The sequence below is a fragment of the Corynebacterium sp. MSK032 genome (assembly GCF_030232065.1).
Classification (GTDB): Bacteria; Actinomycetota; Actinomycetes; order Mycobacteriales; family Mycobacteriaceae; genus Corynebacterium; species Corynebacterium jeikeium_D.
Genome location: NZ_JASPJR010000024.1, coordinates 1 through 12687 on the forward strand (window position 1 = coordinate 1; position 12687 = coordinate 12687).

General features: G+C 58.6%; 10 protein-coding genes. 4 read left to right on the forward strand and 6 right to left on the reverse strand.

What is annotated here, in order from left to right:
- The first annotated feature begins 96 nt into the window (after positions 1–96).
- Positions 97–1077 carry a DUF1648 domain-containing protein gene (locus tag QP995_RS10520; RefSeq protein ID WP_187404211.1) on the forward strand — a complete coding sequence of 327 codons (981 nt, stop codon included), beginning with the start codon at positions 97–99 and terminating at the stop codon, positions 1075–1077.
- Positions 1078–1118: 41 nt separating this feature from the next.
- On the opposite strand, the gene QP995_RS10525 is transcribed toward QP995_RS10520, so the two are convergent.
- On the reverse strand, positions 1119–3434 hold the full coding sequence (locus tag QP995_RS10525; RefSeq protein ID WP_284853190.1) for a Tex family protein: 2316 nt from the start codon (positions 3432–3434) through the stop codon (positions 1119–1121).
- An 82-nt stretch (positions 3435–3516) separates the two neighbouring features.
- Between QP995_RS10525 and QP995_RS10530 the strand changes: the two genes are divergently transcribed.
- Positions 3517–4011, forward strand: a complete 495-nt coding sequence (locus QP995_RS10530) for a DUF1877 family protein (protein WP_049171521.1) — start codon at positions 3517–3519, stop codon at positions 4009–4011.
- Here the strand turns inward: QP995_RS10530 and QP995_RS10535 are convergent.
- The 4 genes from QP995_RS10535 to rpsP all read right to left on the reverse strand — a co-directional run bounded on the left by QP995_RS10535 (position 3971) and on the right by rpsP (position 6623).
- A complete protein-coding gene (locus QP995_RS10535) occupies positions 3971–4618 on the reverse strand; it encodes a phosphatase PAP2 family protein (RefSeq protein ID WP_049189527.1) in 648 nt (215 codons plus the stop codon). The genes QP995_RS10530 and QP995_RS10535 overlap by 41 nt on opposite strands.
- A complete protein-coding gene (trmD, locus tag QP995_RS10540) occupies positions 4618–5505 on the reverse strand; it encodes a tRNA (guanosine(37)-N1)-methyltransferase TrmD (protein ID WP_284853191.1) in 888 nt (295 codons plus the stop codon). The genes QP995_RS10535 and trmD overlap by 1 nt, the downstream gene beginning before the upstream one ends.
- A complete protein-coding gene (rimM, locus tag QP995_RS10545; protein ID WP_049189548.1) occupies positions 5502–5996 on the reverse strand; it encodes a ribosome maturation factor RimM in 495 nt (164 codons plus the stop codon). Before rimM ends, trmD begins: the two co-directional genes overlap by 4 nt.
- A 144-nt stretch (positions 5997–6140) precedes the next feature.
- Entirely contained in the window at positions 6141–6623 is a 483-nt protein-coding gene (rpsP, locus tag QP995_RS10550; RefSeq protein WP_038628648.1) for a 30S ribosomal protein S16, read from the reverse strand.
- 298 nt (positions 6624–6921) lie between these two features.
- On the opposite strand from rpsP, the gene QP995_RS10555 reads away from it, so the two are divergent.
- Entirely contained in the window at positions 6922–9072 is a 2151-nt protein-coding gene (locus QP995_RS10555; protein ID WP_049189529.1) for an acyltransferase family protein, read from the forward strand.
- Positions 9073–9088: 16 nt separating this feature from the next.
- On the opposite strand, the gene ffh is transcribed toward QP995_RS10555, so the two are convergent.
- On the reverse strand, positions 9089–10702 hold the full coding sequence (gene ffh / locus QP995_RS10560; protein ID WP_049189530.1) for a signal recognition particle protein: 1614 nt from the start codon (positions 10700–10702) through the stop codon (positions 9089–9091).
- Between the two features lie 605 nt (positions 10703–11307).
- Between ffh and QP995_RS10565 the strand changes: the two genes are divergently transcribed.
- Entirely contained in the window at positions 11308–12258 is a 951-nt protein-coding gene (locus QP995_RS10565) for a hypothetical protein (protein WP_049194017.1), read from the forward strand.
- Positions 12259–12687: the final 429 nt, after the last annotated feature.

The following is a 12687-nucleotide window of genomic DNA, read 5'->3' on the forward strand; positions in this document are numbered from 1 at the left end:
ACGCCTAAGAAACTACCCCCAAGACTGTACTCGCCAACATCGGCCTGACACTTGACAAAAACATAGGGACACCCCCCCAACTGCTAGATTGTCTCCATGCAGCAGATTCCACGCTTTGACTCCTGGATTGTTCGAGGAACAATCATCGCCCCGTGCGTTCTGGCCATTGCACAGCTTCTGTGGGTAATTGCTATTTCCGACCGACTACCGGAGCAATTAGCAACGCATTGGAGCGTTAACGACACTCCCAACGGTTTCATGCCGCCGATTCAAAGCACATTGATTATGGCGATCATCGTCATAGCATGTGCGCAGATCGGTTGGCTCGGCGCCAAGACCAGTACGCCGCTTATCGTACGCAAGCCAATTGCAATAACCAACCTCGCTCTCTGCGGCTTCTTAATCGGCGTTGAATTCGCGATTATCATCCCGCAGATCGGCACGACAGACCCTACGACCGCCCGAATCAGCTGGATCTATGCAATAGCCGGCGTCATCATCGGCCTAGTAGCTGCCCTGTTCGTGACGCGCCGCCTCAAGGACTACTCCTCGCTTACCGACGCCACGGTCACCGAGCCGACATCGCCACAGTTGCCCCATCGAGAAGGAGACCCGACTCCCATCGACGTCAGTGTGACCATCTCTAAGGGCGTCAAGATCGCCCTCGCAGTCTGGTGCGTGGTGTCTGTAGCGCTCGCAGTGTTCCTGCCAAGCCTCGGCATTGTTTTTCTGCTGTGCACGCCGCTATTCCTCATCGCATATGAAACCGGCATGACACTAGACACGGACCCGAAGACAGATTCCATTACCGTTTTTAACGGCTGTGGACCGCTGAAGATGAAACACCCCATTGAGCTTCGAACCATCAAATATGCGAAGCCCGCCACTTATAACTGGGCCGACGGTGGCGGTATTGGGCTTCGACTTGGCAATGATGGCCGCATCACCGTGGCGGCACGGTCAGGCGAGGCAGTCAAGATTGAGACCTCGGGGTCCGATTACACCATCGCCGTACCGGATGGAATGGCTGCGGCTGTCGCAGGTGAGATCAACAGCCGCATCGACGCTATGCGCTAATAGGCTATGCGCTAATAAATCAAGCGCTAACAGATCAAGCGCTAAAAGCCTGCCCTGCGCAGCGCGTCGGCCATGGAACCGCCGCCTCCACCGCGGTTGGCTCCACCGCGCTTCTTATTCTGGGAACCACGCTTTCGGCCGCCTCCACGACCATCACGGCGACCGCCGTCACGCTTTGGCTTGGCATCCGAGGCGTCGTCGTCAAGCCTGAGCGATAGACCGATGCGGTTGCGTTCGACATCAACGTCGAGAACCTTCACCTTGACCACCTCGCCCGAGCGGACGACCTCGTGCGGGTCGGAGACGAAACCGCGGGCCATGTTGGAGACGTGGACGAGGCCGTCCTGGTGGACTCCGACGTCGACGAAGGCGCCGAAGGCCGCGACGTTGGTGACGGTGCCCTCGAGAATCATGCCGGGCTGAAGATCGGAGACCTTCTCCACGCCTTCCTTGAAGGTGGCGGTGACGAACTCGGGACGCGGATCGCGGCCGGGCTTGTCCAGCTCGGTCAAGATGTCCTGGACGGTGGGCAGGCCGATACCTGCGGACTCGTCGACGAAGTCTGCAGCACGCACCTTGGACAGGACACGGGAGTTGCCGATGAGCTCCTGGACACTAACGCCGGTCGAAGCGGCGATGGCATCGACGACGCGGTAGGACTCCGGGTGCACGGCGGAGGCATCCAGCGGGTTGTTAGCGCCGTGGATGCGAAGGAAGCCGGCGCACTGCTCGAAGGCCTTCGGGCCAAGACGCGGAACCTTCAGCAGCTCCTTGCGGGAGGTGAAAGCGCCGTTTTCGTCTCGGTAAGCGACGATGTTGTCCGCAACAGTCGAGGACACGCCAGCAACGCGACCGAGCAGCGGCGCGGAGGCGGTGTTGACCTCGACGCCGACAGCGTTGACGGCATCCTCAACCACGGCATCGAGAGAGTGCTCGAGCTTGGTCTGGGAAACGTCGTGCTGGTACTGGCCGACACCGATGGACTTCGGATCGATTTTGACGAGTTCAGCAAGCGGGTCCTGCAGGCGGCGGGCAATCGATACGGCACCGCGGAGAGATACATCCATGTCCGGGAACTCAGCTGCTGCCAGGGACGATGCGGAGTAGACGGAAGCACCGGCCTCAGAAACCACCACAGGGGTCGGCTTCTTGCCACCGGCCTGAGCTATCAGGTCAGCGATTTCGCGGGCCAGGGTTTCGGTCTCGCGGGAAGCGGTGCCGTTGCCGATGGCCATGAGCTCCACGCGGTGCGTGGCGCAGAGAGTGGCCAGTTGCTCCTTGGCGCCGGACCAGTCATTGCGCGGCTGGTGCGGGTAGACGATGGCAGTGTCGAGCACCTTGCCAGTGGAGTCGACAACGGCGCACTTAACACCATTGCGGTATCCCGGGTCCAGGCCGAGAGTGGCGCGCTGGCCAGCCGGTGCGGCCAGCAGCAGGTCACGCAGGTTACGGGCGAAGACATCCACGGCTTCGGCCTCGGCGCGCTCCTTCAGTCGAGTGCGGGCATCGAGGGCAGCGGACACCTCCAACTTGGTGCGCCAACCGAAACGAACGGCCTGGTCAATCCACTTGGAGGTACCGCCGTCGGGAAGCTCAAAGGCCTCACGGATCATGTGCTCGTAGGTCTCATCCTCACCCGCATCGATGTTGAGCGTCAGGATGCCCTCGGCCTCACCGCGCAGCACGGCCAACACGCGGTGGCTAGGCATGGTGTCCAGAGGTTCGTTGTGCTCGAAGTAGTCACGGTACTTCGCACCCGCAGTCTCCTTGCCCTCCACCACGGCAGCGGCGGCGGAACCGGAGGACCACACCTGCTCACGGACAGAGCCAACCAAATCAGCATCGGTAGCGAAGCGATCGACCAAGATGGCACGGGCACCGGTCAGAGCGTCCTTCGCATCCTTACCAGCTGCCTCGCCGTACTTAGTGGCCAGAGTCTCGGGGTCCGCGGCTGGGTCGGCCAGCAGCTCCTCCACCAGCGGTTCGTACCCGGCCTCACGTGCAATATCGGCCTTGGTCTTGCGCTTCTTCTTGTACGGCAGGTAGAGATCCTCCAACCGCGCCTTAGTGTCGCAGGCGAGGATGGCGGCCTTGAGATCGTCGTTAAGCTTTCCCTGCTCTTCAATGGCGGCGAGAATCGTTTGCTTGCGCTCTTCTAGTTCGCGCAGGTAAACGACGCGTTCCTCGATGAAACGCAGCTGTGTGTCATCGAGCCCGCCGGTTACTTCCTTGCGATAGCGGGCGATGAAAGGCACGGTGTTGCCTTCGTCGAGAAGCTTGATAGCGGCGGCGACGGCACTTTCGGCAACGTCCGCACCAGTGGCGGCGAGTTCTCGGGCAATTACTGATGAAATCACCCGGGCAACTTTACTATCGTGGAAGTACCAATTGGCGAACGCCCCACAGAAGGCTCGCAGTAAACACCGGAAAAGGAGCCCCATGAAGCAGAAACTCTGTGCCGAATACCTGCGCATTTCCGATGAGGAGGCAGCGCGGTTAGTTGAGGTCGCAGCACCTGCGGCGACCAGCGACGGCGGCACGGCGGGGCTTGTTACCGACGGCGCGGAGAAGATTATCCTGCAGCACTTCGTCGACGTTCCGGACGAAGATGCCCTGGACATCGACACGGACTGGGAGTCCCTGCTGCGCACGTTGACCGGCAATCCCATCGACGGCCAGGCACTCGGCGACCCGCTGGCGGAGGCCATCCTCGGCGCCGACCGCGTCTGCCGCAAGCCGCTGTCTGCAGTCATCCGCGCCGATCGCGTCGGCGACGTGCACCAGACGCTGGCAAGCATCGATCTTGCCGCCCGCATCACGGACAATGGTTCGCTTATCGACGAAGCCACTGCGACACAGCGGTACCGCGAACTCGTGGCCTTCTACGAGGAGACTAAGGCAGCGCGTAGCGCCGTGCTCGTGGCCATCTCCTAAGAACTAGCAGCGCAACTGCTAAGCCGATAACTCCGGCGATGAGGCCGCCGATAACATCGGTGAGCCAGTGTGCCCCGACCCACACGCGCGACAGTGCCACAGCGCCGATAAGCGCGATGATGGCCAAGTCGAGCAACTTGCGGGCTGTACGGCGCAATACGGGGATGGCAAGCTGCATCGCGGCCATACCGCTGGAAGTAACCGCTGCCACATGTGCAGAAGGAAACGCCGCATCGTGCAGGTTGACCAGTGAGAACTCCTCACCCGGTCGGTCGCGGCCCAAAAACCACTTCATGGCATAAGTCACCGCAATCGACGAACCGAATGACGCCGGCAGTAGCAACGCCCACGCACGGAAGCGGAACCACAGGAGTGCCGCAGCAACAAGCGTGACCGGCGCGATGTAAATCGGCCGGATAATCTCGCTCAAAGCCAGCATCACACTATCGACGCGGCCATCCCGCGCCCCATGCAGGTCACTGACCCAGCCCGCAAACGACTGATCCACGCTCCCCGCCAGCTGCGTCTGAGTGAACCACGCCAGTGCCCCTAGGACAGCTAACCAACCAATGACGTGCCGAGGTCGCGCAATTCGAACACGTGCCACTAGCAGTTCTCCTCGGTTACTTCCCCAATGACTCCTTGGATTATTTCCCGGTCACGGGCGCTGAGGTCGACGTCGGCAAGCAAATCCGGACGACGTTCGGCCGTGCGAATGAGTGACTGATCGCGCCGCCAACTGTCCACCAGCGCGTGATTGCCGCTGAGGAGAACGTCCGGCACTGCCAGTCCACGCCACTCGCGCGGCTTGGTGTAGGACGGCCCTTCGAGCAGACCGTCAGAGAACGAGTCCTCCTCGTGGCTCTTGCGATTGCCCAACACACCCGGAATCAACCGCACGACGGACTCCGCAATCACGAGCACCGCCACTTCCCCGCCGATCAGCACATAGTCCCCAATAGAGACCTCACGCACGCGGTAACGATTAGCAGCGTCATCAATAACGCGCTGGTCAATGCCCTCGTAGCGCCCGCACGCGAACACAATGTGCTCCTCGTGTGAGAACTCCTGCGCCATCTGCTGCGTAAACGGCTCGCCCGCCGGGGTCGGGACGATCAGCAGGGGCTTCGCTGAATCTTCTTCGCTTAACGACGGCACTTCCGCTGCAGCATAGGAAGATTCCTCGGCCAAACCCAGTTTCTGATCATGGCGGACATTGTCCAAATGTGGCACCGCGGACGTGAGCGACTGCTCCGCTTTCAGCGTCGCTACCTCGTCGAGGGCGGGGCCCCAGACATCCGGCTTCATAACCATGCCGGGGCCACCGCCGTAGGGCGAGTCATCCACGACTTGATGTACACCTGGCGCCCAGTCGCGCAGGTTGTGTACGCCGACACTCAAAATGCCCTGCTCAATTGCCTTGCCCAGCAGCGCATGACGCAGTGGCTCGAGGTACTCCGGGAAGATTGTGACTACATCGAGACGTAAGCTCACAGCTCCAACAGTCCTTCCGGCGGCGTGATGGTGACGGTAGTATTCTCAAGGTCAACTTCCGGAACGATGTCCTCTACCAGAGGGATGAGTACCTCCCGGGCCCCGTCGTCAAGCGTGACTTCAAGGAGACGATGAGCGGGCGCGCGGACGATAGAAGTGACCTCGCCTATATCCGTGCCGTTATGGACTACGCGCAGGCCTTCAAGTTCAAAGTCATAAAAGTCCTCGTCTTCGAAGACGGGCTCGGCATAAAACTTCATACCCCGATGACGCTCGGCCTCATTGCGGCCCGGAATCTCCTCGAAGCGAATCAGCAAACGCCCCTGGTGCGGGCGTGCCGTTTTCACAGTCAGCTGTTCCTCACGGCCGGCCTGTACACCCAACAGCGTGGCCCCGACTGCGAAACGCCCTTCCGGGTCATCCGTTGTCGCATCGACGACGACTTCCCCGCGCACACCGTGGGGCTTGATCACTCGGCCAATAAGCACCATGTCAGCTACCGACACGCGCACACTCCCTCTCTTATAAAGGCTCTGTAAAACACCCCGCGTAAAGCAAAAAGGCGCCACCCAACACTTCGTCTTGAAGTATAAGGTAGCGCCCGGATTAGCTAAGCGGCGTACTCAGCGTCCTTATTACTCGGCGTCCTCGGAAGCCTCGGACTCAGCAGCCTCAGCCTCGGCAGCCTTTGCGGCCTCCTCAGCTTCCTTAGCAGCCTTAGCTGCTTCCTTGGCCTCGCGGCGCTTAGCGGTGATGGCCTCAGCGGACGGGCCATTGTTGGCCTCTTCCAGAGCCTTGTTGAACAGCTCGAGCTTGGTCGGCTTCGGCTCAGCAACCTTCAGAGTGCCCTCTGCACCCTCGAGACCCTTGAACTTCTGCCAGTCGCCGGTGACCTTCAGCAGAGCCAGAACCGGCTCGGTCGGCTGTGCACCGACGCCCAGCCAGTACTGAACGCGCTCGGAGTCAATCTTGATGATCGACGGCTCTTCCTTCGGCTGGTAGATGCCCAGGTTCTCAATGACCGCACCGTTGCGACGGGTACGAGCATCAGCAACGACGACGCGGTACTGAGCAGTACGAATCTTACCCAGGCGCTGCAGCTTAATCTTGACTGCCATGAGGAGTTCCTCTTTCTTCTATGTCACTGGACAATACTTATGCATCCGAGCTCACGAGTAATTACTAACGAAGTACCTCGGACCGGTTTTGCCCTTGGGATATTTACACTGCGCGTGACCACCGGGCGGCCGTGGCCGGATCCGATGAATTCGCAGTCGTGCCTCAGTTGAGGATTCTCATTGAGACAACTCGAGGTATGTTACCAGCAGTTTTTGGAAATTAACAAAACTGCGCACTCGAAACGCTGCATACCCACTAAAGCTGAACGTCGTTGACAGTGCGGTAACGTAACATTCTATGAAAACCACCGGCACCCAATATAGGTATGACTTGGACGGACTACGGGGCATTTCGATTGCCCTCGTAGTCCTTTTCCATGTTTACGTCGGCCGCGTTTCCGGTGGTGTGGACGTATTCCTCTTGCTCTCCGGGTTTTTCTTCTTCGGCGCGCAGTACCGCAATGCCATCAATCCCCGGCAGTCCATCAATCCATGGTGGAGCATCTGGCGCACGCTGCGTCGCCTAATCCCGACACTAGTGCTGGTCCTCTTTGCGACAACCCTGTTTGTCATTTACTTCATTCCATCGCTTCGCACGATCGACATTGCCCAGCAACTCCGCGCCAGCCTGCTCTACTACCAAAATTATGAACTGGCACTCCAGGGCTCGGACTACGCAGCCGCAGAGAGCGAAACCTCCCCACTGCAGCACCTGTGGTCAATGTCGGTACAGGGCCAGTTTTATCTCGGCTCCATTTTGCTCATCTCCCTACTCGCCTGGATGACGCGCTCACCCCAGATTGTCGGCGCGGTTACCTCACCGGTGGAGGCGAAGCGCACCGACGCTACCGGCGGTAAACTCCGCCGAATCCTCACTCCGTTGCTGGCAGTTATCACTCTCGGCTCGATTGCCTATGCCTTCTATATGCACTCCGAGAACCAGGGGTGGAACTACTACTCCACTGTCAGCCGCCTCTGGGAACTCTGCCTCGGCGCACTACTCGGACTGATTCTTGTCCGGGGATCCATCCCCATGCCCAAGCCACTTCGAGTGCTGTTAGCCAGCATCGGCCTCGCACTGGTAGTCTCCACCGGTTTCATCTTCGACGGCGCCGCACAGTTCCCAGGCCCTTGGACCCTATGGCCCCTCGGTGGTGCTGCGCTGATTATTATCGCCGGCCCTGAGGCGGGCTGGATCTCCAAGTTCCTGGCCAGCCGCCCAATGCGCGAAGTAGGCCAGAGCGCCTACGCGCTCTACCTGTGGCACTGGCCTCTTCTCATCCTGGCCATAAACTACCTCAACCGCGATACTCCGGGGCTGAAGCTTGGCACCGCAGTGATCGTCGTTTCCTTTATTTTGGCCAAACTCACCAACAAGTATGTCGAGCTGCCGCTGGCTCAATCGACTCGCCGACCGACCCGGACTCAGCCCGTCGTCGGCGATGCAATCCACGCAATGAAGCATCGTCGCCCGGCTCGTCGTCTAGCGGCAGTCGGCACTGTTGTCGTCATTGCGTTGGTCGGCATGTCCAGCCTTGTCAACGTGCAACAGGTGCGCGTCGATCGCGCCTCCGCCACCAGCCTAGATCCAGAGGTCTATCCAGGTGCACTCGCGCTTACCGACGGGTACGAGGTCCCCAAGGCAGCCACAAAGCCGAATACCGATTTCATCACGGACCTTTGGCCGGAACCTGCCCTCGATGGCTGCCTTGCGACAGGCGGTGAGGACGTCGGATACTTCCCGCCGAATCGCCGTTGGCGCGATGAGACCCAGCCGTGTGTCTACGGTGATCCAGATGCTAGTGACTCGATTGTCATCGTCGGCGGCTCGCACATGGAACATTGGTTTGCCCCGATTGATGCCTACGGCAAAAACAACGGGTACCGAGTGGTGGTTCTTCTCCGACAAGGCTGTCCAGCGACCTTAGAACCGATCCACGGAGTCGGCGATATCTGCGTGGCCTGGACTTTCGAGGCTCTGCAGAAAATTGACGAGATTCAGCCAGAGATGGTTTTCACCACTTCAACCAGACCCCTGTTCCAGGCGGACCCACCGCAGCCCGGCGACTACACACCGGATGGTTACGTTTCGTTTTTCGCTGCTCTACAAGAACGCGGAATTGATTTCTTCGCCATCCGCGATAACCCATGGGCGCTACGGGAGGACTTGGACCAATTCTCCCCCAGCGTATGCGAAGAAGCGGAAGAAGACTGCACTATCCACCGCAAAACTGCCCTAAATGCAGAAAATCCCGCTGAGGAGATTCTTGCGAACTTCCCCAACGGGCACAGTCTAGATTTCTCCGACATCTTCTGCGGTCCGACCACCTGCCGTAAAGTTATTGGCAATATCTACGTCTACCGCGACAGCAATCACATCACCGATGAACTAGCGGCCACTTTCAGTCCTGAAATGGACCGCCAGATTCAGAAGGCTCTGCGGGACTAGCTACTTCTAGTCCCCGCTACTTCTTGCCCTGTCCGAAGTCGAGATTGTTGAGGTCAAAGTCCTCCATACCTTCTGGCAGCTGATTACCCATCTGCTTCTGCAGCTTCTGCAGTTCAGCCATGCTAGGCATACCCGGTATGCCCTGCATACCTGGCATTCCAGGCATACCGGGCATTCCGCCACCGCGCATTGCCTTCGGCGGCGTTGGACCACGGTTAGCGCCCTTGCGCTTATTCTTGCCCTTGCCCTTTCGACCACGCTTGGCCTTGCGGTTCGATGGGCGACCACCGCCCATACCAAATCGGCCGGCCATCTGCGCCATCATCTTCCGCGCCTCATTGAAACGCTCGATGAGCTGGTTAACCTCTGAAACGGACACACCGGAACCGTTGGCGATACGACGACGTCGTGAAGCATTCAGAATCTTCGGATTCTCGCGCTCTTCCGGAGTCATACCGCGGATAATCGCCTCGATGCGGTCAAGCTGCTTTTCGTCGACCATCTCGGCGGCCTTGGACATTTCCGCGCCGCCGGGGAGCATCTTGAGGATGTTGCCGATTGGGCCCATCTTGCGGACCATCATCATCTGCTCGAGGAAGTCCTCAAGAGTCAGTTCGCCGGAACCAATCTTCTGGGCGGACTTGGCAGCCTGCTCATGATCGATTTCCTTGGAAGCGACCTCAACCAACGTCTTTAGGTCACCCATCCCCAGGATGCGGCTGGCCATACGGTCTGGGTGGAAGACGTCAAAGTCCTCCAACTTCTCGCCCGTGGAGGCGAACAGAATCGGCTTACCGGTGACCTCACGGATAGACAGTGCAGCGCCACCGCGCGCGTCGCCATCGAGCTTGGTCAGTACAACGCCGGTGAAGTCAACGCCGTCTCGGAAGGCCTTGGCGGTCTCTACCGCGTCCTGACCAATCATGGAGTCGATGACAAACAGAACTTCATGCGGGTTGATGGCATCGCGAATGTCGCGGGCCTGCTTCATCAGAACCTCATCGATACCCAGGCGACCTGCGGTATCGATAATCACCACATCGTGGCGATGCTGGCGAGCATAAGCGAGGCCACGGAACGCGGCGTCAACTGGATTGTCCTCGCTGGTGCCCATTTCATGGGTGGAATCGAGGCTGGTGCCCGGGAACGGTGCGAAGCACGGCACGCCTGCACGCTCAGCGACAATTTCCAGCTGCTGCACCGCGCCCGGACGCTGCAGGTCACAGGCGACGAGGACCGGGGTGTGCCCCTGATCCGTGAGGTACCTGGCCAATTTACCGGCCAAGGTGGTCTTACCAGCGCCCTGCAGACCGGCCAGCATGATAACCGTTGGTGGCTGCTTCGACATATTCAGCCGTCGAGTCTCGCCACCGAGGATGTTAATCAGTTCCTCATTGACGACCTCAATAATCTGGTTTGCCGGGTTGACAGTCTGGCTGCCAATAATTTCGTTAGCGCGTTCCTTGATGCGCTTGATGAAGGTACGGACAACCTCGAGGGAGACATCGGCTTCCAGAAGAGCCAGCCGAATCTCGCGGGCGGTGGCGTTAATATCCGCCTCAGTCAGGCGGCCCTTCCCGCCCAGCCCCCGCAGGGCACCCGTCAAACGATCGGAAAGAGACTCAAACAAGTTTCCAGCTCCCCTTTTGCCTTGTTTTTTCTTAACTGTTCTACCGTACCCGCTGGATACTCCATTTGGCACATATCTACAGCTTCGCCTATCGACAACGATTGCAGCCCACCCACCCTAAATGCCCCGATTCGGGTGTAACCAATAGGAAGTAAGAAATAGCAATAGGATGAAGCTCTTTTGTACTCAAGGACGTTAGATTACTGTTCGTTATTTTAACGTGACAATTAAACGAGCCTCCAGATATGAATGCCCTACTGCATAAAGAACGTTTATCCAACCCAGTTACCACCAGCTAGGTAACAGAAAGATAACGCCAGTGGCTAGCTTTTACTAAGGCCACCCTTAGTAAGAACCTCCCCCGGAATGGTGTAAGCCAAATAGCAAACCGGCGGCATTGCAGCAGGTCAAAGCACGCCACTGCGCACCTGATGTTATTCCTATAACTACCTCCAATACCGTTCATATATCAACCAGTTTATGGTTAATCATGAACCTAGTTAACCGCAGTTGGCCTGGTTTTATTTTCCGCCGTGCACGATGAGGGATGAACGGCGAAATCATATTCATTGGTCTCTGACCGTTTGACTCCTTGAGAGGTTTTCATGAAGAAGTTCACCACGGCTATCGCCGCCGCTGCCTTCTCCGCCAGCATGATTGCAAGCGCAGGCACCGCTACTGCACAGATTCCGGACTCAATGCCGACCGAGTGCCCCGCCGGCCAGCACTTTGAGAACGTCGGAGGCACTTTCCAGTGCGTCGCAGACCAGCCTGAGCAGGATTCCACTGACGGAATTCCGGCCCCAATGCCGGACAAGTGCCCAGACGGCCAGCACTTTGAGAACGTCGGCGGAACCTTCCAGTGCGTCGCGGACCAGGAAGCTCCTAAGCCCGAAACACCGGGCGACAATGAGTCCCAGCCGGGCGACCCCGGAAACCCAGGCATTTCTGATAAGCAGTGCCCGGAGGGCGAGCACTTCGACATGAGCAAGCCAGTTCCAGGCAACCCGAATGTCTTCGGTGTCTGCGTCAAGGACGAGGCGAAGCCGGACACTGACAAGCCAGGCACGGACAAGCCGGACACCGAGAAGCCAGGCAAGGACGGCAAGGACGGTAAGCCGGGCAAGGACGGCAAGGACGGTAAGGACGGTAAGCCAGGCAAGGACGGTAAGCCGGGCAAGGATAGCAAGGACGGTAAGCCAGGCAAGGACGGTAAGCCGGGCAAGGACGGCAAGGATGTCAAGGTAAACGTTGACATCAAGATCTCTGCTGAGTGCAAGAACGAAAACAAGTGCACGAAGGAAGAGAAGAAGGCCAAGGAAAAGGCCGAGAAGAAGGCTTCCGAGTCCAAGAAGACGACCTCTTCCGAGAATGTAAAGAAGGTTTCGGACTCCAAGAAGTCTGAGCAGAATACCTCGGAGTCCAAGAAGGCTTCTTCGACTCAGAGCACTGGCCTGGCAGCCACCGGCGTTGACGCCACCACCCTGGGCGGAGCCGCTCTGGTTCTCCTTGTCGGCGGTGTCGCCGCTACCCGCATCGCCCGCAAGAACCGCTAAGAAGCTTGGGGTTCTACCCCGGTAACGAAACATAAAATGCTCCTGATGCCTATTTAGCATCGGGAGCATTTTTGTGCGCCATACCTCCGAAAAGTCATAGCTCCTATAGCCCGAAGCATAAAACCTCACAGGCACCGATTTTTTACCGAACCTCTACGCCCCATCCACCTTTCACCACCCGACACAATCAGGTACCACGCTTCGCTAGCGAAGACAGAAAAGCCCCCTACCGAGTCGACAGTGACTGGTTCTATAAACGCCCTACCCACAACGGGTGTACACACTCAGCGTTGTAAATATAAGTTCCCACTTCCCCTTACTGGGGTTTGGACAAGTCAACAATTTCTCTTTACCCGTTACCTTGTGAGTGTCCCTGATAATGGGGATAGTCGCTGGTCCCGGTATGGCTTACTTGCCCTGCAGTTTCCA

Bases quoted from the DNA above. Each gene is read 5' to 3' on its own strand.
- rpsP (WP_038628648.1), bottom strand. From the start codon at position 6,623: ATGGCAGTCAAGATTAAGCTGCAGCGCCTGGGTAAGATTCGTACTGCT.
- QP995_RS10520 (WP_187404211.1), top strand. From the start codon at position 97: ATGCAGCAGATTCCACGCTTTGACTCCTGGATTGTTCGAGGAACAATC.
- QP995_RS10530 (WP_049171521.1), top strand. From the start codon at position 3,517: ATGAAGCAGAAACTCTGTGCCGAATACCTGCGCATTTCCGATGAGGAG.
- QP995_RS10555 (WP_049189529.1), top strand. From the start codon at position 6,922: ATGAAAACCACCGGCACCCAATATAGGTATGACTTGGACGGACTACGG.
- rimM (WP_049189548.1), bottom strand. From the start codon at position 5,996: ATGGTGCTTATTGGCCGAGTGATCAAGCCCCACGGTGTGCGCGGGGAA.
- QP995_RS10565 (WP_049194017.1), top strand. From the start codon at position 11,308: ATGAAGAAGTTCACCACGGCTATCGCCGCCGCTGCCTTCTCCGCCAGC.